We start from the raw sequence: 26,388 nt of genomic DNA, 5'->3' as shown, positions 1-26,388 counted from the left end.
AAAGAAAACTTGAAATAAAGTACTGTTCGCTCGATTTACGAGCTAAACATCTCAAAAATGCTAGTTTAGTAACCAACACGAATACTGACTGGCCATTTTATGGGCTCTACTGCTATCATTTGGTCCAACTACTCTCATTTTTATTAGGTGCTTTATGTCTATTCGTTCTTATAAAGGAATTACCCCTACTTTTAATCAATCTGTGTATGTTGATGACTCAGCCGTATTAGTCGGTGATATTACTTTAGGCAAAGACAGTAGTGTATGGCCTTTAGTAGCAGCCCGTGGGGACGTTAATTATATACGTATTGGTGAACGCACTAATGTACAGGATGGCAGCATTTTACATCTAACCCGTGCAAGTAAAAGCAATCCTGATGGTTACCCTCTTATTATTGGCGATGATGTAACAATCGGTCATAAAGTAATGTTACATGGCTGTCGTTTAGGAAACCGTATCTTGGTGGGGATGGGCGCGATTGTGATGGATAATGTCATTGTAGAAGATAATGTAATTATTGGCGGTGGTTCATTAGTGCCACCTAACAAGCGTTTAGAGTCTGGCTTTTTATATGTGGGTAGCCCTGTAAAGCAAGTCCGCCCTTTAACAGAGCAAGAACTTGGCTTTTTAAAAATATCTGCAACTAACTATGTTGAACTTAAAGACGAGTACCTAGTAGAAGATTAACTTATCATCTTTATAGCCACTTGACCCGTCGAGTTATATTCTTCGTCTTCGATTAATTGCTCGGCAAGTTCTTCGTAGTCAAAACGCCGTAGCTCAAAGTGATGTTGCGCTGAAGCTATGTCTGCAATAGTTAAACTTTGCATATCAATAATACACTCGACCATTAGACCACTTACTTGTGCGTAAAACGTCAGTTGCTGAGTTTTCTCATTATAATCTATACGATCAATAAATTGTACGGCTTGATTCATTTTAGCTCTCCAGATTTTAACACGCTTACAACGGGGAGAATCTCTGGCATTTTATTTCGCCATACATAAAATGCTTGAGCAGCTTGGCCCACTAACATGCCACTACCATCCATTACGGTAATATCAGCTTTATAATCCTTTGCCCATTGCATAAATAGCGTGTTTTGCAGAGAATAAAACATATCATAAACACAATTACAGCCATCAAGGTGCTTTTCAGCAAGTGCGGGTAATTCGCCTAACATACTACTTGATGTAGAGTTTACAATTAACGCGTAATCACTAACAGGCAAATCGTCAAAACCATAACCTGTAATCTTGCCATATTCAGTAAACAACTCCGCCAGCGCTTTAGCTTTTGATGCTGTACGGTTTACGATAACTATTTCACTTGGGTTTTGTGCAAGTAACGGCAATATAACACCACGCGCAGCGCCACCAGCACCTATTAGTAGTATACGCTTGCCTGCTATTGCTACATTATTAGCGAGTAAGTCATTTACAAAGCCCACGCCGTCAGTGTTATCACCCAATAAGCGACCATCATCTAATAACTTAATAGTATTAACCGCTCCCACAATAGTGGCAAGCTCTGTTCGCTCATCGACTAGCTCAAAAGCTTGCTCTTTAAAGGGCATGGTAACATTCGCGCCAAGACCACCAGCAGAAAAAAAATCTGCCACTGCTGTTTTAAAGCCATCTATTGGTGCTAATATTGCCTGATAATCTATTTGTTCACCTAATGAGGTTGCAAATTGCTTATGTATCGCAGGGGATTTTGAGTGTTTAATAGGATTTCCAAAAACTGCATATTTGTCCATATTCGAGCAACCTCTTTGTTCAGCTACATACTGCTAATTAACGATGATAAAAACGATGATTAAACGATTTTTTTCAAAATCGAAACAACCAGAGCCACAACAAGCACCAACCCCAGAAAAAACACCTTATCAAATTATAGGTGGTGAAGCAGGTACTCGTGCGCTTGCGAATAGATTTTACGACATTATGGCAAGCGATGAATACGCAAAACCGTTATATGATATGCATCCTCAACCATTAGATCGCATTCGCCAAGTGTTTTTTGAGTTTTTATCGGGCTGGTTAGGCGGCCCTGATTTATTTACCGAAAAGCATGGTCACCCCATGCTTCGTAAACGCCATATGCCTTTTCCTATTGATCAAGAGTTGCGCGACCAATGGATGCATTGCATGAATAAAGCGTTAGATATTGAGGTAGATAACCCGCTATTGCGCGAAGGGTTGCGAAAATCGCTTGAGCAACTAGCAAGCCATATGATTAATCAACATTGAGCAAATCATAACAGTCTTAATGTAAGTAGAAAAAGGCGCCAATTAGCGCCTTTTTACTTTCCAAAAATTATAATTGCCACTCTCTGGGTATCAACTTACTTGGTGTACTATTTAACCAATCTTGTGGGTGTAAGTAATATTGATATAACTGTGCCTCAGCGCTATCGAGGTCTGGGTTATAATTATACTCCCAGCGGGCGAGTGGCGGCATAGACATTAAAATAGATTCAGTACGTCCACCAGTTTGTAGGCCGAACAAAGTCCCTCTGTCCCACACTAGGTTAAATTCAACATAACGGCCACGGCGATACAATTGAAAATCACGCTGTTGCTGGGTGTATTCGTCATTTTTACGACGCTCAATAATTGGCAAGTAAGCATCTAAAAAGCTATCACCCACGGCTTGCATGAAGGCAAAGCTTTGTTCAAAACCTTGTTCGTTTAAATCATCGAAAAACAACCCACCCACGCCACGGGTTTCGTCGCGGTGTTTAATGTAAAAATATTCGTCGCACCACTTCTTATAATTAGAGTAAACATCATCGCCAAATGGTGCACAAAGGTCGTGAGCCACCTGATGCCAATGCTTAACATCGTCAAATTTTGGGTAAACCGGGGTTAAGTCAAAGCCACCACCAAACCACCAAATAGGCTCTTCACCTTCTTTTTCGGCGATAAAAAACCGTACATTAGCGTGACTGGCCGGAATATGCGGATTGTTAGGATGAATAACTAGCGACACGCCACAGGCATGAAAGCTGCGCCCTGCAAGCTCTGGTCTATGTGCTGTTGCAGATGCCGGCATGGATGCGCCAAATACATGCGAGTAGTTAACCCCACCTTGCTCAATCACATTGCCGGCGTTTATTACTCGGGTACGGCCACCACCGCCTTCGGCGCGTTGCCAGCTGTCTTCTACAAATTTCGCTTTACCGTCGGCTTGTTCAAGACCTTGGCAAATAGTGTCTTGTAGTGCCATTAAGTAGGTTTTTACTTGCTCGAGTAGATTGCTGTGCATAATGGTTATCCTCTAAATACTTTGCCGGTCATTACATCTTTAATGGTGCTTGGTTGCGTATTACCACCAAGTGGTTCATCAAGGTAAAACGCCACCTTATCTGCGAACTCAGTTTTAGCCATCGCTATGCTGGTTACCGTATCTTGCCCTGATAAGTTTGCACTAGTCGAAACTAAAGGTTTTCCATACTCTTGGCATAAACGTTTTACTGTTGGATGATTAGTAACACGCACAGCAATGGTATCAAACTGCCCTGTTAACCATTTAGGCGTGTTTTTAGCCGCAGGCATAACCCACGTAATTGCGCCTGGCCAGCTAGAGAATATGTCAGCACGTTTATCCATAGGGATTTTTGCGTCATCAACATACTTTAAAAGTTGACCATAATTATCTGCAATTAAAATGAGGCCTTTTTCGACTGGCCGCTGTTTAATTGCTAACAATTGCTCAACTGCCTGTTGATTATCAGGATCGCAACCTAAACCATAAACCGCTTCGGTCGGATAAATAATAACGCCGCCTTGCTCTAAAGCAGCAAGCGCCGTCGATGGAACTGAAGTTGAGTCGGTCAAAGAAGATCTCCAAGTACAATTAATTTAAGTCGTTATTAGCTCTGCGTGATTTTATGCGAGCAACTTTTCTGAGGGCATTGTAACACAACACCATTAGCCATTTGCTTACGCATCATTATGGGCCAGTAGCACTGTGGGCAAGTATGCTCAACAGGTTTATAGTTTAAGGTATATTTACAGCTTGGGTAGCTGTTACATGAATAGAACGTCTTTCCAAACTTATTACTGCGCGCCACTAACTGCCCTTTATTACATTTAGGGCAAGCAGGTAGTATTTCTTGGTCAGGTTCTTTTTCATCGTGGGCAATATAATGGCACTCAGGATAACCTGTGCAACCTATAAACATGCCATAACGACCATTTTTAACCACCAGTGGGTTACCGCATTCAGGGCATGGGCTGTCATCTAATACTTTAATTTGCTGCGTATCGTGCTGAACAAGTGGACGTATAAAATCACAGTTTGGGTAACTACTACAGCCTAAAAAAGGGCCCGCTTTACCATTACGCATGACCAGTTTAGAGCCACACTCGGGACACTGTTCGTGCTTTTTTTCTAAAGCATGTTTGTCTGCAGCGAAAAGCGAATGATCAATTTTGCTCATAGTGTGGCTACCTGTTGGCTGATTTGCGCCTAATATACCCAAACTAATTAAAGAAACAAGTTAATGCAGTAACTCCGTGGGTTCATCAAATATTAAATCTTCCATTTGCGCATAAGCTTGCTCTGAGCCAGGCATATTAAATAGCACCATGAGTACCACCCACTTTAAATCTTCTAGTGAAATAAACGGCTTATCGAGAGCAAATAAGCGGTCAATAACCATTTCGCGAGTGACACTGTTGATCATCCCTATTTGCTCAATAAACATTAAAAAACCCCGGCATTCCACACTAAGCATTTGACACTCTGAGTCAGTATATACACGTATTACTTTTTGCGGCTGCGCATTGAGGTAAGGGAATTCATCGCTGTGTTGTAAATCTGCCAATTGCTCTAGCCAGTTAAGCGCTTTATATATTTCGGGTTTATTAAAACCGGCGCGTTGTAGCTCATCAGTGAGCTCGTTGTGTTCGGCAAATATTTCAGCTTCACCATTAATATAGTTTTCAAATAAATACATAAGAATGTCAAACATATTACTTTGCTCCCAATCTAATATACCCATCAAGTACTCGCTCTATCCTGTCGACTAATTCTAAATCGAGCAATCGCGTCAGTACTTTATCTATAGGCCATTGTGTACGGCGAACAATATCGTCGATGCTAGTGACTTCATACCCGATACTGTCAAACACCGGACAGGACTGTTGGTCACTAATAGGCTGCTCTATATTATATAGACTGCTTTGTGGCGAAAAGCTCACTTCATCTAAAATATCACTGACATTTTCGACTAACTTTGCGCCCTGCTTGATCAAAAAATGGCTCGCTTGTGCTAATGGATTTTTAATTGAGCCAGGCACCGCAAATACTTCTTTGTTTTGCTCAATCGCGTAACGCACAGTAATGAGCGAGCCGCTTTTTATTTCAGCTTCTACAATCATTACGCCAAGTGATAACCCAGCAATAATGCGATTTCGTCTTGGAAAATTATTGGCATTAGCTGGCGTACCGGGTAAAAACTCACTAACTAATAATCCACCTTGCGTAAGCACCTGATCAGTCAATAAACGATGCCGTTTTGGATAGTAAACGTCTACACCAGTGCCTAACACAGCAATAGTTTTACCGTTAGCTGATAGTGCACCTTTGTGGGCCGCGCCATCGATTCCACGTGCCATCCCTGAGGTAATAGTTAAACCAGCTAAGCATAATTGATGGCCAAATTCAGCAGCTGTTTCAAGCCCTATGGGTGTTGCATTACGACTACCTACAATAGCTATTTGTGAACTTTTTAGTAAATCACAATCACCACGACAAAATAGCAATAAAGGGGCGCTGGCTATTTGTTTTAAATTATCGGGGTAATTCGGATGGTAATAATCAATAACCTGAATATCACTATTTTGAATTAGCTGTCGATAGTGCTCAACTTGCTGCCAATTGGTTTTTAATAAATTTGCAGCAATTTGTTGATTTAAGCCGCATTCGAGCAATTGTTGATGAGAAAGGCTAAATAAGCTCTCTAATGGATAGGTTTGTGCCAGTGTTATAAGTGTTTTAATACCTAGGCCTTTACATAAGTAAAAGGCCAGCCAATGCGTTAGTTTGTCTGTAGATTGTGTCATGCTCCCTCCTTAGAGCACTCAAACCATGTTTAATTTATTACTGCAAAATCACCGACGCGGATTGGGTGCTGATTCTTTACAATTAAAGCGTAGCTAACTTTATCATAAACCTTAAATATCATTAACTCGCCAACTTTCTCTTTAGGCATGTGCCATACTTTACTGTCTTTATCTGGCTCTACACCAAAAAATTCGTTTGTATCGGCTACTAATTTCTCTAAGCTGTTTGAATCTTCTTTATAACGCGGGCCATGACTCCCTTCTAATACATCTGGAGATTGGCGCTCAATATCAAGTACATGGCCTACTTCAACCTGCTCTGCCCCTAAATTTAGCACTACAATATCCATCGTGCTGAACTCTCTTAGCTCATTCGCTGAACCAATAATATTACCCTCAATTGAGCGTTCAGGACGCTTCATATTAAAATATGCGGGCAAAGTATTACCTTGCATTGCAGGTACTAAAAAGTCTGACGGTTTTACTTCACGTTTGACACTTTCAATGTTAACTGAGGCAGGAACCCCCTGCTCTTCATCACCAGTACGAAAAGCACGACCCACCCCCATTAAGTCAACTTTGTAAGCTAGCACCTTGTCACTTCCCGGATTGGTATAAGGCTCCCCCTTTCGGTAAATAGCATAACCTTTATGTAACTCTAAATTACCTTTTACATAAACAATTTGCCCAGTAACATTCATTTTAGTATTACTGTTCGCACCTAAAATATAAGGCTTATTGGCTATTTCATCGTTGCTTAATGCTTGCTCATAACTTAAAAAAGGCCGAATAAGTTCAAGTGGTAATGTCGGTATCGCATTTTTTCCTTTTGGGGTAATACGTCCATCTGGGGATAACCTTTTATATTTTTCGTTCACCACTAACCTCGGATTTCCGTCAGCATCGTAAATCAATGACAACGAATCACCGGGATAAATAAGGTGCGGGTTATTTATTTGTGGATTCATTTGCCATAAATCAGGCCACTGCCAAGGCTCATCAAGGTAAACCCCTGAAATATCCCAAAGTGTATCCCCTTTTTTTACAACATACTGTTTTGGAGCGTCTTTTTTTATAGTTAACACATCCGCTATAGATGGAAAAGCAGCGCCTAAAGCAAGAATTGCTGCCAATAAAGGGTATTTCATTGGGTTTCCCTATGGTGTTTTTTTATTATTATTAATCAAAACCTGTTAAAGGTGAACGCGAATGGCTAAAATAAGAGCATACAATATCCTAAATGAATCACAAGTGTAAAAGGTTACTATGGCAAGGTTAGAAGTTTTAAGGTTTCCGGATGAGCGTTTACGTACTATCGCGAAAGAAGTACCAGAGATAAACGATGATGTTCGTCAAATAGTTAAAGATATGCTCGAAACCATGTATGACGAAAATGGAATTGGCTTAGCGGCAACGCAGGTTGATATTCATCAACGTATTGTGGTGATCGACGTTTCTGAAGAGCGCGATCAACCGCTTGTGTTGATCAATCCTGAAATTACTAAGCAAGATGGAGAAACAGTAAGTGAAGAAGGCTGCTTATCAGTGCCTTTATCCTATGCAAAAGTTGACCGAGCAGAGACTGTAACGGTAACGGCTCATAATGAACAAGGTGAGCTATTGAGTCTTGACGCGGACGAATTGCTCGCTATTTGTATTCAGCATGAGCTTGATCACCTACAAGGCAAGTTATTTATTGATTATTTATCACCACTAAAGCGCCAACGTATTCGTAAGAAGCTTGAAAAAGAAGCTAAATTGGCCGCTAAAAAATAAATAAACCATTAGGAACTGCAGTGACACAACCATTACGCATTATTTTTGCTGGCACGCCTGATTTTGCTGCGCGCCATCTAAACGCGCTAATTAACTCTGAACATCAAGTTGTTGGTGTTTACAGTCAACCAGATCGCCCTGCTGGGCGCGGAAAAAAACTAAAAGCCAGTGAGGTAAAAGAACTTGCTTTAGCGCATGACTTACCCGTTTTTCAACCCGCGTCCTTAAAAAGCGATGAAGCCCTTAACGAGTTAAACAACTTAAACGCCGATATTATGATCGTAGTCGCTTATGGCTTATTGCTACCAAAAGCCATATTAGATGCACCTCGTCTAGGTTGTTTGAATGTGCATGGCTCAATTTTACCGCGCTGGCGTGGTGCAGCGCCTATTCAACGCGCTATTTGGGCGGGTGACAGCGAAACCGGTGTCACTATAATGCAAATGGACGAAGGCCTAGATACTGGCGACATGCTGCATATTAGCCGCTGCCCAATACAAAGCTGTGACACCAGCGCTTCACTGTACGATAAACTAGCTGAACTTGGCCCTAGCGCGCTGCTTAAGACCATTAATAAATTGTCGGCAGGTGAAATTACACCCCAACAACAAAATGATGAGCAAGCCAATTACGCTAAAAAACTTTCAAAAGAAGAAGCCAATATTGACTGGTCAATGAGTGCAGTGCAAATTGAACGTAACATTCGCTCTTTTAACCCATGGCCAATGTGCTTTACGCAAATGGGTGGACAAACAGTAAAAATTCATCAAGCGCAGGTGCTTGAACAATCGGGCGAGCCCGGGCAGGTTTTATCAAGCGACAAAAATGGTGTAGTTGTGGCATGTGGCAAACACGCTTTATGTATTACACAACTACAGCCGCAAGGCAAAAAGCCAATGGCAATTAGCGACTTTTTAAATGGTCGCGGTGACTGGGTAACTCCAGGCACCGTATTAGGTGAAAATAATGAGTAATGTTCCAAACGTACGAGCACTGGCCGCCGAAACTTTATATAACGTAGTAGATAAAGGCGCGTCACTAAATCAAGAGCTTCCTTTTGCAAGCCAGGGTTTACCGCCAAAAGATAAAGCCTTATTACAACAAATTTGCTATGGCGTACTGCGTTATTTACCCAGTCTTGAAAATTATTGCCAACATTTAGTTGAACAACCATTAAAGGGTAAACGCCGAATATTCCAGTTTTTATTGTATGTGGGGATTTACCAACTACAACATATGCGTGTTCCACCGCATGCTGCAATTAGTGAAACAGTCAATGCATTACAGCAAATGCGGGCACTGGGTTTAAAAGGCCTGATCAATGCTATTTTACGTAGTTTTCAACGCCAACAAAACGAACTTGAAGAAAAAGCGAAACAAATACCAGTATGTTTATATAACCACCCTAATTGGTTTATCAAACAAGTAAGCGAAGCCTACCCTGATAACTGGCAACAAATACTTGAAGAAAATCAGCGCCAAGCGCCGATGTGGTTACGCGTAAATCAAGCTCAGTACAGCACCGCAGAATATAGCGAAATGCTTCGTGCAAATGATATCGAACACACCTTAAACCCCGACTTTCCTGATGGTATAAAGCTGGATAAGCCCCGCGATGTATTTTCATTGCCAGAATTTGATACCGGTGCTTGCTCTGTTCAAGATGCCGCAGCGCAACTAGCTGCACGCTTTTTAGCCCCCCAAAGTGATGATCATATTTTAGATGCGTGCGCCGCTCCAGGTGGTAAAACTTGCCATATTTTAGAGCTTGCCGATGCTGATGTACTCGCCCTTGATAGCGACGAAACACGTTTGGAGCGCGTAAAGCAAAATCTAACTCGAATTGGTTTAGGGGCAGACCTACAATGTGGTGATGCTTCGCAGCCACATAAATGGTGGGATGAACAACATTTTGACCGCATTCTATTAGATGTACCGTGTTCAGCAACGGGAGTAATTCGTCGTCATCCAGATATAAAATGGTTACGTCGCGCCTCAGATATCAACGATCTTAGCGTGCTACAAGGTGATATTTTAGATAGCATTTGGCCATTACTAAAGCCGGGAGGCACCTTGGTTTATGCAACTTGTTCGGTATTACCGCAAGAGAACCAACACCAAGTCGCAAAATTTTTAGCAAACAACACAAACGCAATGCATCAACCTCTGCATGATAACGACACCACAACGAACCCTGGCTTACAATTATTGCCCGGTGAAAGTGATGGTTTTTATTATGCAAAAATTATTAAACAAAGCTAACGCCACGGGTAAACAATGAAAATAATCATACTCGGTGCTGGGCAAGTCGGCGGCACTCTTGCTGAGAACCTAGTCGGTGAGCAAAATGAAATAACGGTAGTCGATATTGATGGCAACCGCTTACGTGAACTACAAGACAAATACGATTTACAAGGGGTTATCGGCCATAGTGCTCACCCCGACGTACTTCGTCGTGCTGGTGCTGAAGACGCCGATATGATTATTGCCGTAACCAGTTCAGATGAAGTGAATATGGTTGCCTGCCAAGTGGCTTACAGTATTTTTAATACGCCGACTAAAATAGCTCGAATTCGTTCAGATCAATACCTAAAATACCGTGAAAAGTTATTCCAAAATGATGACTTGCCGGTCGATCACTATATTGCCCCTGAAGCATTGGTAACTAAATATATTCGCCGTTTAATAGACTACCCAGGCGCACTACAAGTACTACAGTTTGCTGATGGCATGTTATCGCTTGTTGCAGTAAAAGCCTATTATGGTGGTTTATTAGTTGGTTATGCACTTTCAGCATTAAAAGAGCATATACCTAACGTTGAAACCCGTGTGGCCGCTATTTACCGTCAAGGTAAAGCAATTAAGCCCCTTGGTACAACGGTTATTGAAGCAGATGATGAAGTGTTTTTCATTGCCGCAACGAAACATATTCGTGCAGTAATGAACGAGCTGCAAAAACTTGAGCGTTCATACAAAAAAATCATGATTGCTGGTGGGGGTAATATTGGTGCAGGCCTTGCCCGATCTCTTGAAAAAAACCACAGCGTAAAATTGCTTGAACGTAATTATGAACGTGCGGCGCAGTTATCTGAAACGCTTGATAATACTGTGGTATTTTGTGGTGACGCCTCAGATCAAGAGCTACTCTCAGAAGAGCATATAGAGCAAGTTGACGTATTTATCGCCGTCACTAACGATGATGAAGCCAATATTATGTCAGCAATGCTGGCTAAACGTATGGGCGCACAAAAAACCATGGTGCTTATACAGCGTGGCGCATATGTTGATTTAGTACAAGGCGGCGATATAGATATTGCTATTTCTCCTCAGCAAGCCACTATTTCAGCACTTTTAACTCACGTTCGCCGTGGTGATATTGTTAATGTGTATTCACTGCGCAAAGGTGCAGCTGAAGCAATTGAAGCCGTTGCTCATGGTGATGAGAATACCTCAAAAGTGGTAGGCCGCGCAATTGCCGATATTAAACTCCCCGCCGGAACTACAATTGGTGCGATTGTACGCAATGACGACGTGTTGATTGCTCATGACGATACTATTATCCACTCAGGGGATCACGTAATTATGTTCTTGATTGATAAAAAACACATTACTGTAGTCGAAAAACTATTCCAAGTAAGCGCTATATTTTTATAAGCCACCCTCATATAGTCTTTTACGCTACTGTGTATAAATAAACACAGTAGACCACCCATTAATGCAATTGAAAATCACTCTCAAAAACATTTACTTTAATTATCAAATCTATTAGTCTCCCGGTGCTTGAAAATAAAACACGCTTTATGTGGATAATTACTTCTATATTTTTAATACAAAATGGACTTCTTCAGATGACACTCCCAACCTTAAATAAACCGCTCAGCCTTACTTATTGCAGCGTAATTAGTGTACTCCTTTCAACCTTCTCACTTAATACAATAGCCGAAACTAAAGAAGATATTGAAAAGCTAACTATCGTTGGCGAGGAGCATAATGATTATAAAGTAAGTTCAATGAGCTCGGCTACAGGCCTTGATTTATCTCACTTACAAACTCCGCAATCAGCTATCGCTGTTACCAGCGAGTTTATGAACGATCAGCACCTAACCAGCGCTATTGAAGCGATAACGGGTGTGACGGGTATAAATGCAAGAGAGGCCGACAACGGTAAGTTTTCAATTTCCGCTCGTGGAATAAGCGTAACAAGCATTCTGTACGATGGTATTGCAACAACCTACGACACTCGCTTTAATTACGGTGATAATTTAACCGACACCGCAATTTATGAGCGTATTGAAATAGTCCGTGGCGCCACGGGTTTAATGTTGGGAGCAGGTAACCCCTCTGCCGCTATTAATTTAATACGCAAACGCCCTACTGCGCACAACCAAGTAAATCTTTCTGCATCAGTTGGCTCTTGGCAAAACTATCGTGGTGTTGTCGATGTTTCTGGTAGTTTAAATGATACCGAAAGTATTCGCGGTCGTGCTGTTGTCGCTTACCAAGATCAGGAGTCATACCAAAATCGTTTCTCGCAAAGCAGCACGACTTTATACGGTATTATCGAAGCGGATTTAACTGACAGCACCTTGCTTACTGTATCAATTGATAACCAAGCCACTAAGCCAAAAGGCACTATGTCCGGTGGACTACCTATTTTTTATGCAGATGGCACTCGCACCCATTATGATCGGGAAGCTTCTACAGCGCCTAATTGGTCATCGTCACAAACCAACGCACTAAATAGTTTTATTAGTATTGAGCACAACTTCAATTCCAACTGGCAACTTAGCGCCAGTTATATCTATGGCAATAATGACTTAGATTACGATGTGTTTTGGGCAACAGGTAATCCAGACTCACAAACCAACATTGGTATGGTGCCTGGTTCGTTAAATTATATTGATGCCAATAGAATACAACGTACCTACGAAGTTGAACTTAGCGGCAGATTTAATTGGTTAGGACAAAGTCACCAATTAATGTTTGGCTATAATAACCAAGAGCAAGACTTTTCGACGCCTTATTATCCAGGACAAGAAGAGTCAATGATCATTGGCGACTTTACAGCTGCCGATTACAACTACCCAAAACCAACTTGGCAATCCACACCGGCCTATGGCTCATACGGTACTACCGAACAAGATGCTCTATATTTTTCCTCACAGCTTAATATAACTAATTCGTTATCAGTTATTTTAGGCAGCCGACTAAATCAATGGCAAACTGACCAAGATAACTTTGGCAGTAAGCACAACTATGAACTAGATAACGAGCTTACCAATTACCTCGGCACCACTTACGCTTTAACAGATAACTGGGCGCTCTATGCTAACTATACCGATATATTCACACCTCAAAGTCAAATTGACCAAGATGGTAATTATCTCGATCCTATTCTAGGTAAAAACTATGAAATTGGCATCAAAGCATCACTGCTAAACGAACGCTTAGATGTTTCTTTGTCTGGTTTTGAAATTCATCAAGATAATCTCGGCCAATATACCGGCGAGACTATTCCCGAGACTTTGCAGGCTATTTATCAACCTATTGATGGCACTGTAACCGAAGGTTATGAATTAGAGCTCAATGGTACATTTAACGACAATTGGAATGGTTATTTTGGCTATACCCGCAGCGAAGGGGAAACGCCTGAGGGCGAGCTTTTAAATACCACCAATCCGAAAGATCAATTTAAGCTATTTACAACCTATAAACTCACTAATAGTTTAGAAGGACTAAAGCTAGGTGCTGGTTATCGCTGGCAAAGCCGCAGTTTTGATGAGGTTACAAACCCAGTACAGGGAAAGGTTGAAGTAGAACAAGCAAGCTATGGCATTGCCAGCTTTATGGCAAGCTATCAAATAAACTCACAAATAGCGGTTAGCTTTAATGTTGATAACCTATTTGATAAAACCTATTACAGCCAAATTGGTTTTTACAATCAATACCGTTATGGCAGCCCACGTAAGTTTACATTGCAACTAGACTACAATTTATAAAAACAAAAAAAAGCAGCTTAATTAAGCTGCTTTTTCGTTTGTAGTGTCGTATGAGTTATTTACGAATTACTGAACTTTTGAAAACTCTTCTTTAGATAACTCACCATTTTTGTCAGTATCTAAATCAGCAAATATTTTAACAAGTTGCGTATTTACTGACGCTTCTTCTTGCGTGATAGCACCATCGCCATCAGTATCAAAAGAATCAAAGCTTACGCCAGCGGCAAAAGCTGAAGATGATGCAAGTGCGATTAGTGCTAGAGCTGTGTTAATACGTTTCATAATAAGTATCCTATTTAAATTTTAACAATATTTAATTAAAGAAATCTTTTTCAGAGATCCCAGTGAGAGAAAACTAGACTTTTGAAAACTCTTCTTTCGATAGCTCACCACTTTGGTCTGTATCAAGGTCAGCAAAGTTATTCATAAGTTCTGCATCTACTGCCGCTTCGCTTTGGCTAATTACGCCGTTTCCGTCTACATCAAGTGTGTCGAAATCAGTTGCAGCAAACGCTGCAGATGAACAAGCAACAGCGATTAGTGCTAACGCTTTATTTAATCTATTCATAAAATTACCCCCTCAATGTACTATCAAAAGAATTAGCTTATTTAACTAATAAAGTAGTTTTAACTTCCTTGTTATCCTCTTTCGTAAACTCCCTTGTCTACTTAGGTTGTCTTTGGCAACTCAGGATGGGTAACTTTTAATTAAGCTTCTGAAAATTCTTCTTTTGATAACTCACCATTTTGGTCAGTATCAAGCTCTGTAAACATGCTCATTAGCTCTGCATCTATTGATGCTTCACTTTGGCTAATTGATCCACTACCATCAACATCAAGTGTGTCGAAATCAGTTGCAGCAAACGCTGCAGATGAAGAAGCTAGGGCGATAAGTGCAAACGTTTTGTTTAATGTGTTCATAATCTATTCCTTCAAATTGTATGTTTGTAATTAAGTTCTTAATGGTTAATTACTTTTTCATTAAGTTCGAACTAACTATTACAACTTCGATGCCAACATTTAAAAATTAAACAATTTCAACATGTTAAATGGTTATTTTGAATGAACAAAGATTTTAAAACGGATTTACTGTTTCTTTTTAGCAACACGATTGCTAGGGATAAATTAAAAGATATAAATATCAAGTTGTTATGTTTTTTATAAATAACACAAAAATGATTTCTTGCAGGCGGCTATGTGCTTTTAAAGGGTGTGCTCGGCTTAACTTAAAATGCTTAATAAAAATAGTTATGATAAATTCAATTACTTTTTTATGCATAACACAATGATTTATATATAGTAATTTTTAATTTGGTGAATATTAGTAAATTATTTTTTTAAATTAGAAAAAGAAACCACTATTTGTTGCCAGTAAGCGAAACCCACCGCTTACCTGCACTAAAAAACTCTCAATTTTACACTTCAATGATCACCTTCGTTTTACGAATTAGTAATGAAACACAGTTCATGTGACTGGTGGTGCATTTCTTCAGCCTTATAAAGTAGTAGGTTTAGTCTGTAAAAATATAATCACAGGCCGAAGTGTTACTTGCGTCATAACAATTTTACAATAGGTCTCTTTTTTCATCACGCGAAAGCATTATCGATAACCCCATCAACAACCAGTTATTTTTTACAGCAATGGAGAAAAAGCACAACATATGGCAACTCGACAGTGATGCAATAAAAGCCTCTTCTAGATCGAATTTTTCTCAGTGGTACTCTATCTGGAGGAGAAGATGCATCAACACTTACTGCATATTCAGATATAAGCACCTCCTATTATAAATATTAAATCACTAACGAAAATATACTTAACCATGTTAGCTGCATTCCATAGACAAGGCGTTGATACAACCCGGTATTCTTGTCGCTTAAAAGCTCTTGCCAGAAAAATTACTAAATAGCCGCTGAGACCGACACTCAAGATTAATAAAACGCTAAAGCAATGCTGGCATAGTCATTCATAGGGACATAAACATTCATAGGGACATAAAACAAAGATAACAACATGATAGCCCTGTCCCTAGCGTGATTTTGACAACTCAAGGTAGGTATTTTTTGGGGCTCGGCACCCAAATAAAAAAGTAAACCTAAGGGGTCGTTATTAATAAGTGGGGGTAATTTTTCTATAGGAAAAATTTTGCGTCTAGTTCGCTACAGTATTGTTTTTTATGATTATAATTTGGGTAATATTGAGCGGCTGTATAAATGCCTAAAAATCCAAATACTGACTATAAGTGCAGCGTAGAACTTATTAGCTCAAAAATAATTTACTTCCATGCGCCAGTTAAGAACATGATAGATAACAAACCAAATAAATTTAACAATAACAGTGAGGTGGGTGAATAGTTGCTTTATACAAACGCAAAAAAGCAGCCAATTGGCTGCTTTGTTCGTATAGGGAGAAATCCTTTTCGGGTATTCCAATAATGAAATTAAGCTTTAGCAAACTCGTCTTGAGACAGCTCACCATTTTGATCGGTATCAAGCTCTGCAAACTTAGCTGAAAGCGCTGCATCAACCGCCGCTTCTTGCTGGCTAATGGTGCCGCTACCGTCAACATCAAGGGTGTCGAAGTCGGTACCCGCGAATACCGCTGAAGATGAAGCTAGGGCGATTAATGCTAATGTTTTATTTAATGTATTCATAATATAATCCTTCAATGTACTATCAAAAAAATCGCTTAAACTAGGTTTAACACAGTCCTTGTTATCCTCTTTCAGTAATTCCTTATCCACTTAGGTTGTCTTTGGCAACACAGGATAAACACGTTAGCTTTACGCTTTTGAATACTCTTCTTTTGATAACTCACCGTTCTGGTCAGTATCTCGTTCTGCAAACCTATTCATAAGCTCAGCATCTTCCGACGCTTCGACTTGACTAATAGCTCCACTTTTATCTACATCAAGCGTATCAAAGTCTAGCGCCTCAAAAGCAAATGCCGCAGATGAAGAAGTTAATGCAATAAGTACTATCCCTTTGCTAAGTATGTTCATAGTAATATTCCTTCAAATTATATGTGAGTGATTAAACTCTTAATGGTCAATCACTTCTTCATTAAGTTCGAACTAACTATTACAACTTCAGTGCCAAAACTTTAAAATCACTATATTTCAATGAGTTATATTATAAGCATATCAGTTTATACTTTTTTTGAAGTGTTTTTTGTTGCCAATTAGCAACAGTAATTAAGAGGAAATACATCATTACCAATATAATCAATATTGGTTACATTAAATTAAAGTGGCGCCAATTAAACCAAATATAAATTTAGGGTAGATTTAGAAGGGAAATTTAAATTAAAACGCTGCAAAAAAATTATACTGTTAACTTTTTTCTTATTAAAAATAAATTAAGCTTTTGTTTTTAAATAAAAAAATTAATTTTATAATTAATAGCAGGTAATATAAATATGCTGCTGACTTTTCGTTAACTTGTCGCAAACTAGCGAAAACTGTTTACTCAAAAGGCTCTAATACGGTTAAATCAATAAGGTGATTAATGACTAAAATATCGATATGATTTAAGTGCTAGCCTCGCCAAAAGGTCGGTGTAAACAGTACCAGTAAAGTAAAGATTTCGAGCCGACCAAATACCATTGCAATCGTAAGTAACCATTTTGCTGCATCTGAAATAGTACCGTAATGAGCTGCAACATCACCAAGACCAGGACCCAAATTATTTAAACACGCTGCCGTTGCTGAAAACGCAGTAATGTTATCCATTCCGGTGCCCATTAAAGCCAGCATAATAATTACAAAAACCAAGGCGTAAGCAGAGAAAAACCCCCATACCGCCTCAACAACTTTATCCGGTAAAGCTTTACGACCCAACTTAATAGAATAAATAGCGCGCGGGTGCACCAACCTATTAAGCTCTCGAATACCTTGTAAGTACAATAACAATACTCGTACTACTTTCATGCCACCACCGGTTGATCCCGCGCAACCACCAATAAAGCTAGAAAAGACTAATAATATTGGTAAAAACAACGGCCACGCAGAAAAGTTATCGGTAGTAAAGCCCGCGGTAGTGCCCATAGATACGGATTGAAATAGCGCTTGATCTAGCGTTTCATCACCATTGGCATAAATGTTGTTCGACGAAAGTACCGCAAAACACACAACCACTAACGCTAATTGAATAAACAAAAATACTTTAAACTCTGGGTCGCGAATATAAACTTTTAAGTTACGATTAGCGACTGCAGCATAGTGCAAAGAAAAATTAGCCGCCGCAATTAATAAAAAAACCACACTGATAAAGTTGATTACAGGGCTGTTAAAATGCCCCATAGAGGCATCATATGTTGAAAACCCCCCTATCGCGACGGTAGAAAAGGCATGACATATTGCATCAAACCAGTTCATACCTGCCACCCAATATGACAGCGTACAGGCTGTAGTAAGTGACACATAAATATACCAAAGGTGTTTTGCAGTATCGGCAATACGTGGTGTCATTTTAGAATCTTTAACTGGGCCTGGTGTTTCCGCTCGATAGAGCTGCATACCACCTACACCAAGCATAGGTAGTACTGCCACCGCTAATACAATGATCCCCATTCCACCTAACCACTGTAATTGTTGGCGATAAAATAGAAGTGATTTAGGTAAGTATTCAATGCCTGTAAGTACCGTTGCTCCCGTGGTAGTTAGCCCTGAGAACGCTTCAAATACAGAGTCTGCTAAAGATAAATTAGGTTCTTGTAAAAAAATAAGCGGTAGCGATGCGAACGCACCCAGTACCAACCAAAACAACACCACAATTAAAAACCCTTCTCGGGCTTTTAAATCACCATTTTCAGCGCGATTAGGGTAATACGCAATTAAGCCAATAATCACACTAAATATAAATGCCAAAACAAACGGCACACCGCCACCATCTTTGTAGATTAGTGACACAATAGCAGGTGGAACCATTGTGATACTAAACAACATCACTAACTGGCCAAGAATTTTTATTATGGTACGAAATTGCATTCAGCTATCGCTTTTTTATTAGAATGTCGTTATTAACTAATGGCTATTGTCTTACTGTTTAACACTTAACTCAACTGCGCCATGACTCAAATCATAAATATCTTTGATCGCTTGCTTCGCTTGGCGGCTATCTATAGTAATAACCCATTCAATATTAGCAGTAAATTGCTTTTCTATATTAAGTACGTGATACTGAGTTTTTAATAATTGCTCAATTGCCCCTTGGCTGCTGTAGTCACTGCTGCCAACAAGCTCAACACTAGGTACTTTAATAATAGTAGTTAAATGTGTAAGCGCATTATTGAGCGAGCCACCATAAGCACGTACTAAACCACCGGTGCCTAACTTTATACCACCAAAGTAACGAGTTACCACTGCGGTTACTTCACCTAATCCCGAGCCCACTAGTACATTTAGCATGGGTTTACCTGCCGTGCCATTCGGTTCACCATCGTCTGAGAACCCATAGACATGGCTTCCTCCTGGGTTTCCTGCAACATGCGCCCAGCAATTATGGCGAGCATCGCTATATTTTTGCTCAATATCGCGAATAAATGCTTTGGCTGCATCTAAATCGGGAGTATGGCCAATATGCACAATAAAAGTGCTTTTTTTGATTTCTTCTTGATAGAAAACAGACTCTGCTGGATATTTATATTCAGACATAATTTTATGGGCTTACATAAAAATGGGGCCAAATATGGCCCCTGCTTTTCTAATACTCAACGATTAATCTAACAATAAATCGCGGGTCATATTTTCGAGGCTATTCTCGTGAACGATAATATTATCTTCAATACGAATGCCGCCAAATGGTTTAAAGGCTTCAACTTTTTCCCAATTAATAAACTGCTTATTATCAGTTTTCGCCAAATCACCTAATAGTGAATCGATAAAGTATAGTCCTGGTTCAATAGTGAACACTTGATTTTTTTCAATTAAACGTGTGCAACGTAAGAATGGATGACCTTCAGGCGGTGCTTGGTGAGCCCCCGATTCATCAGCCATAAAGCCGCCCATATCATGTACTTGTAAACCAAGATGATGGCCAAGGCCATGCGGGAAGAAAGTTGAAGTAATACCGCGCTCAACAATTTCAGCAGCTGGTAATTTAACAATATCAAAATCGCTAAGTACTTGTGCCACACGCTGGTGACAGTCTAAGTGCAACTCACCGTATAATAGACCCGGCTTTAAAGCTTTACCTAACTCAATTTGATGCTGAGTCATTACTTTAATTAACTCACTAAACTCACCTGATTTTACATAGTCGTATGTACGGGTAATATCAGCTGCATAACCATTAAAATTCGCACCGGCATCAATCAAAAATGAACGATGCTCTTGCGGCGCTTTAGGCTCAAAATGCGTGTAATGCAAAATAGCGCAGTTTTCGTTAAGCGCAACAATATTGCCATACGGCATTTCGTTTTCGCTTTGACGGGTAGCTAATAAATACGCTTGTTGAATATCAAACTCAGAGCCACCATTAAAAAACATGTCACGCGCAGCTTTATGCCCATCAACAGCAATACGGTTTGCTTGGCGTAAACACTCAAGTTCGTACTGAGTTTTATATGCTCGGTGATAATGAAAAAAGTTAATTACAGGCTCAGGGTTCATAATACTAAAACCGAACGCTTGGGCAACGTCTACATACTCGCCAATATAAGCGTACTTTGCTTTATCGTACGGTAATAACTTTTCTACTTGATCTGGCTTTACTAACAGCTCAATATCAAAATATTCAGCCCAAAAATCACGCGGCGCGTCTGGCACTTTATGCCAAAAATCAACGGGGCGATAAAAAATTAGCTTAGGCTTGTCGCTACCATTTACCACAATCCAACAATGAGGATTATCAATAACTGGTAACCACGTTTTAAAATGTGGGTTAACTTTAAACGGGTAGTACATATCATCTAAGAATTGACGTTTAGCTTGGCCAGAGTGAATAACCAACCCTTCCAATCCTTCACGCTCAATAATTGTAGTTGTACGTTGTTGTAATGTTGCAATATGTTCAGCGTATAAAACAGCTAATTTATCCATCATAAACCCATCTATTAAATTTAATTTTCCACTAGTCTAGCATAGACAGACTTTAACCGCCCATTTTCATATCTAAAATTGGCGCCAGTATATTCCCCTTGCGACCTAACCGCGTGTGATAAATCTGCCTATATGCAAAAACATTTTTTACATAATTTCGGGTTTCACGATACGGAATAAGTTCAACCCACAATTCAGCTGGCATTGCTTCATCGGGTAGCCAACGCCTTATCCGGTGGTAACCTGCATTGTAAGAGGCGGTAGCGAGCACTTCATTGCCATTATTTTTCTTTTTTAAATATTCAAGGTATTGAGTACCTAAACGAATATTTGTTTTGGGTTGATATAAGCTACGGCTTGAAACCGAGCCTTTATTTACGTATTTAGCAGTGCTTGGCAGTAATTGCATTAACCCCCGAGCATTAGCATGTGAACGAGCATCAGAAGCGAATGAACTTTCACGGCGCGATATCGCAATGCTCCACGTTGGGTCAACATGACTGCGTTTACTGTAACGCTCAAATAAGTCTTGAAAGGCAAATGGAAACCGTAGCTCTACATAGTCCCATGCTTTTATTTGTGCCAAAGTATAAATGGTGCTGTCGTACCAGTTAAGCTTTGCTGCAAGTTTAGAAGCCGCAAGCTTTTCATCTTCGCTAGAAGTACGGGTAAGGTAATTCCATTCACGGCGCGCCGAGGTAAAGCGATCTAATTCATAAAGTGCTTTGGCGCGTTTAAAACCAGGAGCCTCAGACACTTGTGTAACCAACGCATCAGATACATTAATAGGTATAGTATTTAAACTAACAGGTTGATTAAGCCTTGCTGATGCCAAGAAGCCATAGTAGTGACGCTCTTTTGCGACAGTTTTCCAAATAGCTTTAGCTCGCTGCGTATCACCGCGCTTATCTAGACTATAGGCAAGCCAATACTGCTGCCCTAAACCTAAATTTTCTTTACCCGTAAAAAACGCAATAATCCCAGGCCAATCTTGAACTTTAAGCATATTGCCTAACTGCCACTGCATTAACTTACTATTTTGCCGATCTTTAGGTACTTTATTAAGCCAAAAACTCGCCTGTTTATGTCCACTTGAAGCAAGCGATAAAGCAAAGGTGTAGTAAACATCTGCTTTTTCTTGTTCAGAAAAATCAAACATTTTTTCCATTTTCCCCCATGCTTTAAGTGCCAACTCCTTATCGCGCCACACTAACCGCTGCACACCGTAGTGTGCAATTTGCGCCTCTTTAGCCGATTTATTCTTATAACGATATAAACCCGCGGCGGCACTTGGATCACGTCGTACCTTTAAATATAGATCAGCTAAATACTGCTCACTTTTAGGCAGTAAGGTTTTTAAATAAGGTAGTAAGCTTTGCGTACCGCCTTCTGCAGCTAAGGTAACTCGTTGCCAAACACGCTCTGACGTCATGTGGCCTTTTTTACGCCATAAATCAAATAAGTCATCACACTCATTAGGCTGTGACTTGCCTACAGTCCATAGTTCGCCTGCTTGCTTAAAAATAGCATTGTCAGGTGCGCCTAAATCTAATTGGTAACCTAGATAAGTACAGGTAATCGCCGCGTTTGAGGTCTTTCGATAGTTACGTATATAAGCCGCTTTCATATTTTTCTCTTTTAAATACGCAAGCCATGCCTTACGCACCGACCATTCAAGCGGCGTGCTTTGATAAATCGTTAAGTAATTTTCAATTTCAGATTGGTGCTTAAGGCTAGGATGACGTTGCCAATACGCTTTTTCAACATACGGTTTTAAAGGATGGTCAAGTTTGCCAACAACCTCTTTAAACTCTTTATAGCTTCCATACCTAACTTCTTTCTCGGCATCTAAAAATGCTTCATGTTCATTGTTAGCCACGGCAGAGAATAAAGGGAAAAGTAATGCAGCTGCCGTCCAACCTAAAGATTGTTTTTTCATGATGACCTTAAGTTTTCAAAAGGGAAATAAAAGACAAACGCTTACACCTTAGCACCAAACCAGCTATATTTTAACCAGTAGAAAGTAAGCGGAGTAAATTTTACGTTGCATTTTAATTTTAAAGCAAGCACACTGATTGAAATGCAAACTCATCGTACCAGTCTTAGTTCAATAGCTAGGGAGAATTAAAATGTTATATAAGAGCGATTCCTTCGAAGTTGCTTTCGTAAAGGATAGTATCGCCGAGTTCAAGTTTTGTGTTCCGGGTTCGGTAAACAAGCTTTCTCAGCAAACTTTACAAGATTGTGCAGCTGCATTAAAAGAATTAGCTGCCAATAAAGATATTAAAGGCATGGTGTTCACCAGCGATAAAGACCACTTTATTATTGGTGCTGATATCTTCGAGTTTTTACCTACTTTTACCAAGCCACATGACGAATTAGTCGCTTGGATAAAAAATGCCACTGATGTTTTTGATGCATTAGAAGACTTACCATTCCCAACACTAAGTGCTGTAAATGGCATGGCACTTGGCGGTGGCTGTGAGTGGGTACTTGCTACCGACTATCGCACTGCTAGCACTGAAGCTAAGATTGGTCTACCTGAAGTTAAACTAGGTATTATGCCCGGTTTTGGTGGCACAGTTCGCCTACCGCGCATCATTGGCGCTGATAATGCTATGACGTGGATCACCACAGGAAAAGAAAACCGTGCAGCAGATGCTCTTAAAGTAGGCGCATTTGACGCGGTAGTTAGTGCTGACAAACTTTTAGAGTCAAGTATTTCAACACTTGAACTTGCTATTTCAGGTAAGCTTGATTGGCAAGCTAAACGACAAGTAAAATTACAGCCGCTAAAATTAAACCGTGTTGAGCAAGGCATGAGCTTTGCAATGGCAGAAGGTATGGTAATGGGTAAAACCAAAGGTCATTACCCAGCTCCTGTTATGGCAGTAAGAACAATTAAAGCCGCTGCAAACTGCACACGCGACGAAGCAATGGCAATTGAAAATGCTAATTTTGCTAAACTTGCCGCAACCAATGAAGCTGCAGCACAAACAGGTATTTTCTTAGCTGATCAATACATCAAAGGCAAAGCTAAAAAGCTGGCCAAAACCAGTAAGCTTGAAATTAAACAAGCTGCGGTATTAGGCGCGGGTATTATGGGCGGCGGTATTGCTTACCAATCAGCTTATAAAGGCACTCCTATTATTATGAAAGACATCCAACAGGATGCGCTTGATTTAGGCATGGGTGAAGCATCTAAACTACTAGGCCAAAAAGTTAAACGTGGCCATATGGCTATGGATAAAATGGTTGCTACGCTTGGCAAAATTAAACCAACTTTAAATGATAGCGACTTACAAAGCGCCGATATTATTGTTGAAGCCGTAGTAGAAAACCCGAAAGTAAAACAATCTGTATTATCGCAGCTTGAAAAAGATATGCCTGAAGGCACTGTGCTTACCTCAAATACTTCAACAATTCGTATTGATGAGTTAGCGTCTGCTTTAGATAAACCAGAAAACTTCTGTGGTATGCACTTTTTTAACCCGGTGCCAAAGATGCCGTTAGTTGAAATTATTCGTGGTGAAAAAACCTCAGAGCAAACAATCAATGCCGTTGTAGATTATGCCGTTAAACTAGGTAAGTCACCGATTGTTGTTAACGACTGCCCAGGCTTTTTTGTTAACCGTGTTTTATTCCCTTACTTTGCAGGCTTTAGCAAACTGGTCGTTGAAGGCGCAGACTTTGCAAAAGTAGATAAAGTAATGGAAAACACCTTTGGCTGGCCAATGGGCCCGGCATACTTACTTGATGTTGTAGGTATTGATACAGCTTTCCATTGTACTGGCGTAATGGCAGATGGATTCCCTGAGCGTATGTCTCGTCAAGAGAAAGACCCTGTTGCTGTATTTGCTAACGAAAAACGTTTTGGTCAAAAGAACAAAGCCGGCTTCTATCAATATGCAACCGATAGACGTGGTCGCTTGAAAAAAGCACACGATCCAAAGGCAATTGAATTACTAAGTCAAATTGCTGATGCACCAAAAGAATTTGATAAAAAAGAAATCATCGACCGTTGTATGGTACCTATGATCAACGAAGTATTACTTTGTTTACAAGAAGGTATTGTAGCTTCACCACAAGAAGCTGATATGGCACTTATTTACGGCATTGGTTTCCCTCCATTTAGAGGCGGTGCATTCCGTTACTTAGATCAAACAGGGTTAGCTAACTTTGTTGCTACAGCAGACAAGTACGCTCACTTAGGTGCGATTTACCAAGTATCAGATGAAACTCGCAAATGGGCCGAAGAAGGCCGTATTTTCTATAAGGTGGAAGGGTAAGAACATGAATAATCCAGTAATTGTAGATTGTATCCGCACACCAATGGGTCGTTCAAAAAACGGCGTATTTAAAAATAAGCGTGCGGAAGATTTAAGCGCCCACTTAATGAAGGGCTTACTTGATCGCAACCCAAGCGTTGATCCTGCATCAATTAATGATATTTATTGGGGTTGTGTACAGCAAACGCTTGAGCAAGGTTTTAATGTGGCACGTAACGCCGCATTACTTGCAGGTATTCCACATACAGTACCTGCGGTCACAGTAAACCGTTTATGTGGCTCATCAATGCAAGCGCTACATGACGCAGCACGCGCAATTATGACGGGCGCTGGCGACACTTATCTAATTGGTGGTGTTGAGCACATGGGCCATGTCCCCATGACGCACGGTAACGACTTTCATCCAGGCCTTGCAACCTCAGTTGCACAAGCTGCGGGCTCAATGGGTTTAACCGCAGAATACCTGGCAACGATTCACGGTATTAGCCGTGAGCAGCAGGATAAATTTGCATACCGCTCACATCAACGTGCCCATGCAGCCACTGTTGAAGGACGTTTCCGCCGTGAGATTCTTGCTATGGAAGGTCACGACGCCGATGGTTCATTAACACTGGTTGAAGACGATGAAGTTATTCGTCCAGAAACAACGGTAGAAGGTTTATCACAACTTCGCCCCGTATTTAATCCAGCATCAGGTACGGTAACAGCCGGTACGTCATCGGCTCTTTCAGATGGCGCATCAGCAATGCTAGTCATGAGTGAAGACAAAGCCAAAGCACTAGGCCTACCTATTCGTGCTCGCGTTAAAGCAATGGCAGTTGCCGGTTGCGATCCATCAATCATGGGTTACGGCCCAGTACCAGCAAGTAAAATGGCATTAGCGCAAGCCGGTATTACTATTGATGATATTGATGTTGCCGAGCTTAACGAAGCTTTCGCAGCACAGTCACTACCTGTTCTTAAAGACTTAGGCCTTGCTGATGTGGTTGACGAAAAAGTGAATTTAAATGGCGGCGCAATCGCGCTTGGCCATCCACTAGGTTGTTCAGGTTCGCGCATTAGCACATCGTTAATTCATTTAATGGAAGATAAAAACGCAAAGTATGGTTTAGCTACTATGTGCATTGGTTTAGGCCAAGGCATAGCGACTGTATTTGAACGTGTGCAAGACTAACGTAACCTTCTTGGTGATAAAAAGCCGCGCTGATTTTG

The 26,388-nt window shown here is 40.4% G+C and carries 26 protein-coding genes; 9 read left to right on the top strand and 17 right to left on the bottom strand.

Going from position 1 to position 26,388, the window contains the following annotated elements:
- The first annotated feature begins 154 nt into the window (after positions 1–154).
- A complete protein-coding gene (locus tag ACT3RM_RS08520) occupies positions 155–688 on the top strand; it encodes a gamma carbonic anhydrase family protein (RefSeq protein WP_441835355.1) in 534 nt (177 codons plus the stop codon).
- Here the strand turns inward: ACT3RM_RS08520 and ACT3RM_RS08515 are convergent.
- Positions 685–939: a DUF1488 domain-containing protein gene (locus ACT3RM_RS08515; protein WP_441835354.1), complete on the bottom strand. Its 255-nt coding sequence runs from the start codon at positions 937–939 to the stop codon at positions 685–687. The genes ACT3RM_RS08520 and ACT3RM_RS08515 overlap by 4 nt on opposite strands.
- On the bottom strand, positions 936–1,760 hold the full coding sequence (aroE, locus tag ACT3RM_RS08510) for a shikimate dehydrogenase (RefSeq protein WP_441835353.1): 825 nt from the start codon (positions 1,758–1,760) through the stop codon (positions 936–938). Before aroE ends, ACT3RM_RS08515 begins: the two co-directional genes overlap by 4 nt.
- A 55-nt stretch (positions 1,761–1,815) precedes the next feature.
- Here aroE and ACT3RM_RS08505 point away from each other — a divergent pair, with 55 nt between their 5' ends.
- The gene (locus ACT3RM_RS08505; RefSeq protein ID WP_441835352.1) at positions 1,816–2,253 is read left to right on the top strand and encodes a group II truncated hemoglobin; all 438 of its coding nucleotides are present in this window, start codon (positions 1,816–1,818) and stop codon (positions 2,251–2,253) included.
- A 67-nt stretch (positions 2,254–2,320) separates the two neighbouring features.
- Here ACT3RM_RS08505 and hemF read toward each other — a convergent pair whose 3' ends face one another.
- From hemF to ACT3RM_RS08475, 6 genes are read right to left on the bottom strand one after another with little or no spacing between them, the layout of a single operon-like run.
- The gene (hemF, locus tag ACT3RM_RS08500; RefSeq protein ID WP_441835351.1) at positions 2,321–3,271 is read right to left on the bottom strand and encodes an oxygen-dependent coproporphyrinogen oxidase; all 951 of its coding nucleotides are present in this window, start codon (positions 3,269–3,271) and stop codon (positions 2,321–2,323) included.
- A 5-nt stretch (positions 3,272–3,276) separates the two neighbouring features.
- Positions 3,277–3,843: an L-threonylcarbamoyladenylate synthase gene (locus ACT3RM_RS08495; RefSeq protein ID WP_441835350.1), complete on the bottom strand. Its 567-nt coding sequence runs from the start codon at positions 3,841–3,843 to the stop codon at positions 3,277–3,279.
- Positions 3,844–3,878: 35 nt separating this feature from the next.
- The gene (locus tag ACT3RM_RS08490; RefSeq protein ID WP_441835349.1) at positions 3,879–4,448 is read right to left on the bottom strand and encodes a DNA topoisomerase family protein; all 570 of its coding nucleotides are present in this window, start codon (positions 4,446–4,448) and stop codon (positions 3,879–3,881) included.
- Between the two features lie 60 nt (positions 4,449–4,508).
- Positions 4,509–4,982 (bottom strand): DUF494 family protein, encoded by a 474-nt coding sequence (locus ACT3RM_RS08485; RefSeq protein ID WP_441994820.1) that lies wholly within the window; start codon positions 4,980–4,982, stop codon positions 4,509–4,511.
- A gap of 1 nt (position 4,983) precedes the next feature.
- Positions 4,984–6,075, bottom strand: a complete 1,092-nt coding sequence (gene dprA, locus ACT3RM_RS08480) for a DNA-processing protein DprA (protein ID WP_441835347.1) — start codon at positions 6,073–6,075, stop codon at positions 4,984–4,986.
- 29 nt (positions 6,076–6,104) lie between these two features.
- Positions 6,105–7,223: a LysM peptidoglycan-binding domain-containing protein gene (locus tag ACT3RM_RS08475; RefSeq protein WP_441835346.1), complete on the bottom strand. Its 1,119-nt coding sequence runs from the start codon at positions 7,221–7,223 to the stop codon at positions 6,105–6,107.
- 118 nt (positions 7,224–7,341) lie between these two features.
- Here ACT3RM_RS08475 and def point away from each other — a divergent pair, with 118 nt between their 5' ends.
- The 5 genes from def to ACT3RM_RS08450 all read left to right on the top strand — a co-directional run bounded on the left by def (position 7,342) and on the right by ACT3RM_RS08450 (position 13,850).
- Positions 7,342–7,851, top strand: coding sequence for a peptide deformylase (def, locus tag ACT3RM_RS08470; protein ID WP_441835345.1), 510 nt, complete (start codon positions 7,342–7,344; stop codon positions 7,849–7,851).
- 20 nt (positions 7,852–7,871) lie between these two features.
- Positions 7,872–8,825: a methionyl-tRNA formyltransferase gene (gene fmt / locus ACT3RM_RS08465; protein WP_441835344.1), complete on the top strand. Its 954-nt coding sequence runs from the start codon at positions 7,872–7,874 to the stop codon at positions 8,823–8,825.
- Positions 8,818–10,113, top strand: coding sequence for a 16S rRNA (cytosine(967)-C(5))-methyltransferase RsmB (gene rsmB, locus ACT3RM_RS08460; RefSeq protein WP_441835343.1), 1,296 nt, complete (start codon positions 8,818–8,820; stop codon positions 10,111–10,113). Before fmt ends, rsmB begins: the two co-directional genes overlap by 8 nt.
- Positions 10,114–10,128: 15 nt before the next feature.
- On the top strand, positions 10,129–11,505 hold the full coding sequence (gene trkA, locus ACT3RM_RS08455; protein ID WP_441835342.1) for a Trk system potassium transporter TrkA: 1,377 nt from the start codon (positions 10,129–10,131) through the stop codon (positions 11,503–11,505).
- 194 nt (positions 11,506–11,699) lie between these two features.
- Positions 11,700–13,850, top strand: a complete 2,151-nt coding sequence (locus ACT3RM_RS08450) for a TonB-dependent siderophore receptor (RefSeq protein ID WP_441835341.1) — start codon at positions 11,700–11,702, stop codon at positions 13,848–13,850.
- Between the two features lie 66 nt (positions 13,851–13,916).
- On the opposite strand, the gene ACT3RM_RS08445 is transcribed toward ACT3RM_RS08450, so the two are convergent.
- The 9 genes from ACT3RM_RS08445 to ACT3RM_RS08405 all read right to left on the bottom strand — a co-directional run bounded on the left by ACT3RM_RS08445 (position 13,917) and on the right by ACT3RM_RS08405 (position 22,826).
- Positions 13,917–14,132, bottom strand: coding sequence for an EF-hand domain-containing protein (locus tag ACT3RM_RS08445; protein WP_441835340.1), 216 nt, complete (start codon positions 14,130–14,132; stop codon positions 13,917–13,919).
- Positions 14,133–14,205: 73 nt separating this feature from the next.
- On the bottom strand, positions 14,206–14,418 hold the full coding sequence (locus ACT3RM_RS08440; RefSeq protein ID WP_441835339.1) for a calmodulin: 213 nt from the start codon (positions 14,416–14,418) through the stop codon (positions 14,206–14,208).
- A gap of 140 nt (positions 14,419–14,558) precedes the next feature.
- Positions 14,559–14,771, bottom strand: a complete 213-nt coding sequence (locus tag ACT3RM_RS08435) for an EF-hand domain-containing protein (RefSeq protein WP_441835338.1) — start codon at positions 14,769–14,771, stop codon at positions 14,559–14,561.
- 1,517 nt (positions 14,772–16,288) lie between these two features.
- Positions 16,289–16,501 carry a calmodulin gene (locus ACT3RM_RS08430; protein WP_441835337.1) on the bottom strand — a complete coding sequence of 71 codons (213 nt, stop codon included), beginning with the start codon at positions 16,499–16,501 and terminating at the stop codon, positions 16,289–16,291.
- Positions 16,502–16,630: 129 nt separating this feature from the next.
- On the bottom strand, positions 16,631–16,849 hold the full coding sequence (locus tag ACT3RM_RS08425; RefSeq protein ID WP_441835336.1) for a calmodulin: 219 nt from the start codon (positions 16,847–16,849) through the stop codon (positions 16,631–16,633).
- Positions 16,850–17,383: 534 nt separating this feature from the next.
- Positions 17,384–18,835: a TrkH family potassium uptake protein gene (locus ACT3RM_RS08420; RefSeq protein ID WP_441835335.1), complete on the bottom strand. Its 1,452-nt coding sequence runs from the start codon at positions 18,833–18,835 to the stop codon at positions 17,384–17,386.
- A gap of 51 nt (positions 18,836–18,886) precedes the next feature.
- Positions 18,887–19,501 (bottom strand): YigZ family protein, encoded by a 615-nt coding sequence (locus ACT3RM_RS08415; RefSeq protein ID WP_441835334.1) that lies wholly within the window; start codon positions 19,499–19,501, stop codon positions 18,887–18,889.
- A gap of 63 nt (positions 19,502–19,564) precedes the next feature.
- Positions 19,565–20,887: a Xaa-Pro dipeptidase gene (gene pepQ / locus ACT3RM_RS08410; protein WP_441835356.1), complete on the bottom strand. Its 1,323-nt coding sequence runs from the start codon at positions 20,885–20,887 to the stop codon at positions 19,565–19,567.
- Between the two features lie 52 nt (positions 20,888–20,939).
- Entirely contained in the window at positions 20,940–22,826 is a 1,887-nt protein-coding gene (locus tag ACT3RM_RS08405) for a transglycosylase SLT domain-containing protein (protein ID WP_441993468.1), read from the bottom strand.
- 190 nt (positions 22,827–23,016) lie between these two features.
- Here ACT3RM_RS08405 and fadB point away from each other — a divergent pair, with 190 nt between their 5' ends.
- Complete coding sequence (gene fadB, locus ACT3RM_RS08400; protein WP_441836525.1) at positions 23,017–25,176, top strand: fatty acid oxidation complex subunit alpha FadB; 2,160 nt, start codon at positions 23,017–23,019, stop codon at positions 25,174–25,176.
- Between the two features lie 4 nt (positions 25,177–25,180).
- Positions 25,181–26,350 (top strand): acetyl-CoA C-acyltransferase FadA, encoded by a 1,170-nt coding sequence (gene fadA, locus ACT3RM_RS08395; protein WP_441836526.1) that lies wholly within the window; start codon positions 25,181–25,183, stop codon positions 26,348–26,350.
- Positions 26,351–26,388 lie beyond the last annotated feature (38 nt).

The sequence above is a fragment of the Pseudoalteromonas sp. AOP7-A1-14 genome, assembly GCF_052376275.1.
In the GTDB taxonomy this organism is placed as follows: Bacteria; Pseudomonadota; Gammaproteobacteria; order Enterobacterales; family Alteromonadaceae; genus Pseudoalteromonas.
Note: the sequence above shows the minus strand (reverse complement) of the source record. Positions and strands in the feature narration are given on the sequence as shown.

Bases quoted from the DNA above. Each gene is read 5' to 3' on its own strand.
- ACT3RM_RS08520 (WP_441835355.1), top strand. From the start codon at position 155: ATGTCTATTCGTTCTTATAAAGGAATTACCCCTACTTTTAATCAATCT.
- ACT3RM_RS08515 (WP_441835354.1), bottom strand. From the start codon at position 939: ATGAATCAAGCCGTACAATTTATTGATCGTATAGATTATAATGAGAAA.
- aroE (WP_441835353.1), bottom strand. From the start codon at position 1,760: ATGGACAAATATGCAGTTTTTGGAAATCCTATTAAACACTCAAAATCC.
- ACT3RM_RS08505 (WP_441835352.1), top strand. From the start codon at position 1,816: ATGATTAAACGATTTTTTTCAAAATCGAAACAACCAGAGCCACAACAA.
- hemF (WP_441835351.1), bottom strand. From the start codon at position 3,271: ATGCACAGCAATCTACTCGAGCAAGTAAAAACCTACTTAATGGCACTA.
- ACT3RM_RS08490 (WP_441835349.1), bottom strand. From the start codon at position 4,448: ATGAGCAAAATTGATCATTCGCTTTTCGCTGCAGACAAACATGCTTTA.
- ACT3RM_RS08485 (WP_441994820.1), bottom strand. From the start codon at position 4,982: ATGTTTGACATTCTTATGTATTTATTTGAAAACTATATTAATGGTGAA.
- dprA (WP_441835347.1), bottom strand. From the start codon at position 6,075: ATGACACAATCTACAGACAAACTAACGCATTGGCTGGCCTTTTACTTA.
- ACT3RM_RS08475 (WP_441835346.1), bottom strand. From the start codon at position 7,223: ATGAAATACCCTTTATTGGCAGCAATTCTTGCTTTAGGCGCTGCTTTT.
- def (WP_441835345.1), top strand. From the start codon at position 7,342: ATGGCAAGGTTAGAAGTTTTAAGGTTTCCGGATGAGCGTTTACGTACT.
- rsmB (WP_441835343.1), top strand. From the start codon at position 8,818: ATGAGTAATGTTCCAAACGTACGAGCACTGGCCGCCGAAACTTTATAT.
- trkA (WP_441835342.1), top strand. From the start codon at position 10,129: ATGAAAATAATCATACTCGGTGCTGGGCAAGTCGGCGGCACTCTTGCT.
- ACT3RM_RS08450 (WP_441835341.1), top strand. From the start codon at position 11,700: ATGACACTCCCAACCTTAAATAAACCGCTCAGCCTTACTTATTGCAGC.
- ACT3RM_RS08445 (WP_441835340.1), bottom strand. From the start codon at position 14,132: ATGAAACGTATTAACACAGCTCTAGCACTAATCGCACTTGCATCATCT.
- ACT3RM_RS08440 (WP_441835339.1), bottom strand. From the start codon at position 14,418: ATGAATAGATTAAATAAAGCGTTAGCACTAATCGCTGTTGCTTGTTCA.
- ACT3RM_RS08435 (WP_441835338.1), bottom strand. From the start codon at position 14,771: ATGAACACATTAAACAAAACGTTTGCACTTATCGCCCTAGCTTCTTCA.
- ACT3RM_RS08430 (WP_441835337.1), bottom strand. From the start codon at position 16,501: ATGAATACATTAAATAAAACATTAGCATTAATCGCCCTAGCTTCATCT.
- ACT3RM_RS08425 (WP_441835336.1), bottom strand. From the start codon at position 16,849: ATGAACATACTTAGCAAAGGGATAGTACTTATTGCATTAACTTCTTCA.
- ACT3RM_RS08420 (WP_441835335.1), bottom strand. From the start codon at position 18,835: ATGCAATTTCGTACCATAATAAAAATTCTTGGCCAGTTAGTGATGTTG.
- ACT3RM_RS08415 (WP_441835334.1), bottom strand. From the start codon at position 19,501: ATGTCTGAATATAAATATCCAGCAGAGTCTGTTTTCTATCAAGAAGAA.
- pepQ (WP_441835356.1), bottom strand. From the start codon at position 20,887: ATGGATAAATTAGCTGTTTTATACGCTGAACATATTGCAACATTACAA.
- ACT3RM_RS08405 (WP_441993468.1), bottom strand. From the start codon at position 22,826: ATGAAAAAACAATCTTTAGGTTGGACGGCAGCTGCATTACTTTTCCCT.
- fadB (WP_441836525.1), top strand. From the start codon at position 23,017: ATGTTATATAAGAGCGATTCCTTCGAAGTTGCTTTCGTAAAGGATAGT.
- fadA (WP_441836526.1), top strand. From the start codon at position 25,181: ATGAATAATCCAGTAATTGTAGATTGTATCCGCACACCAATGGGTCGT.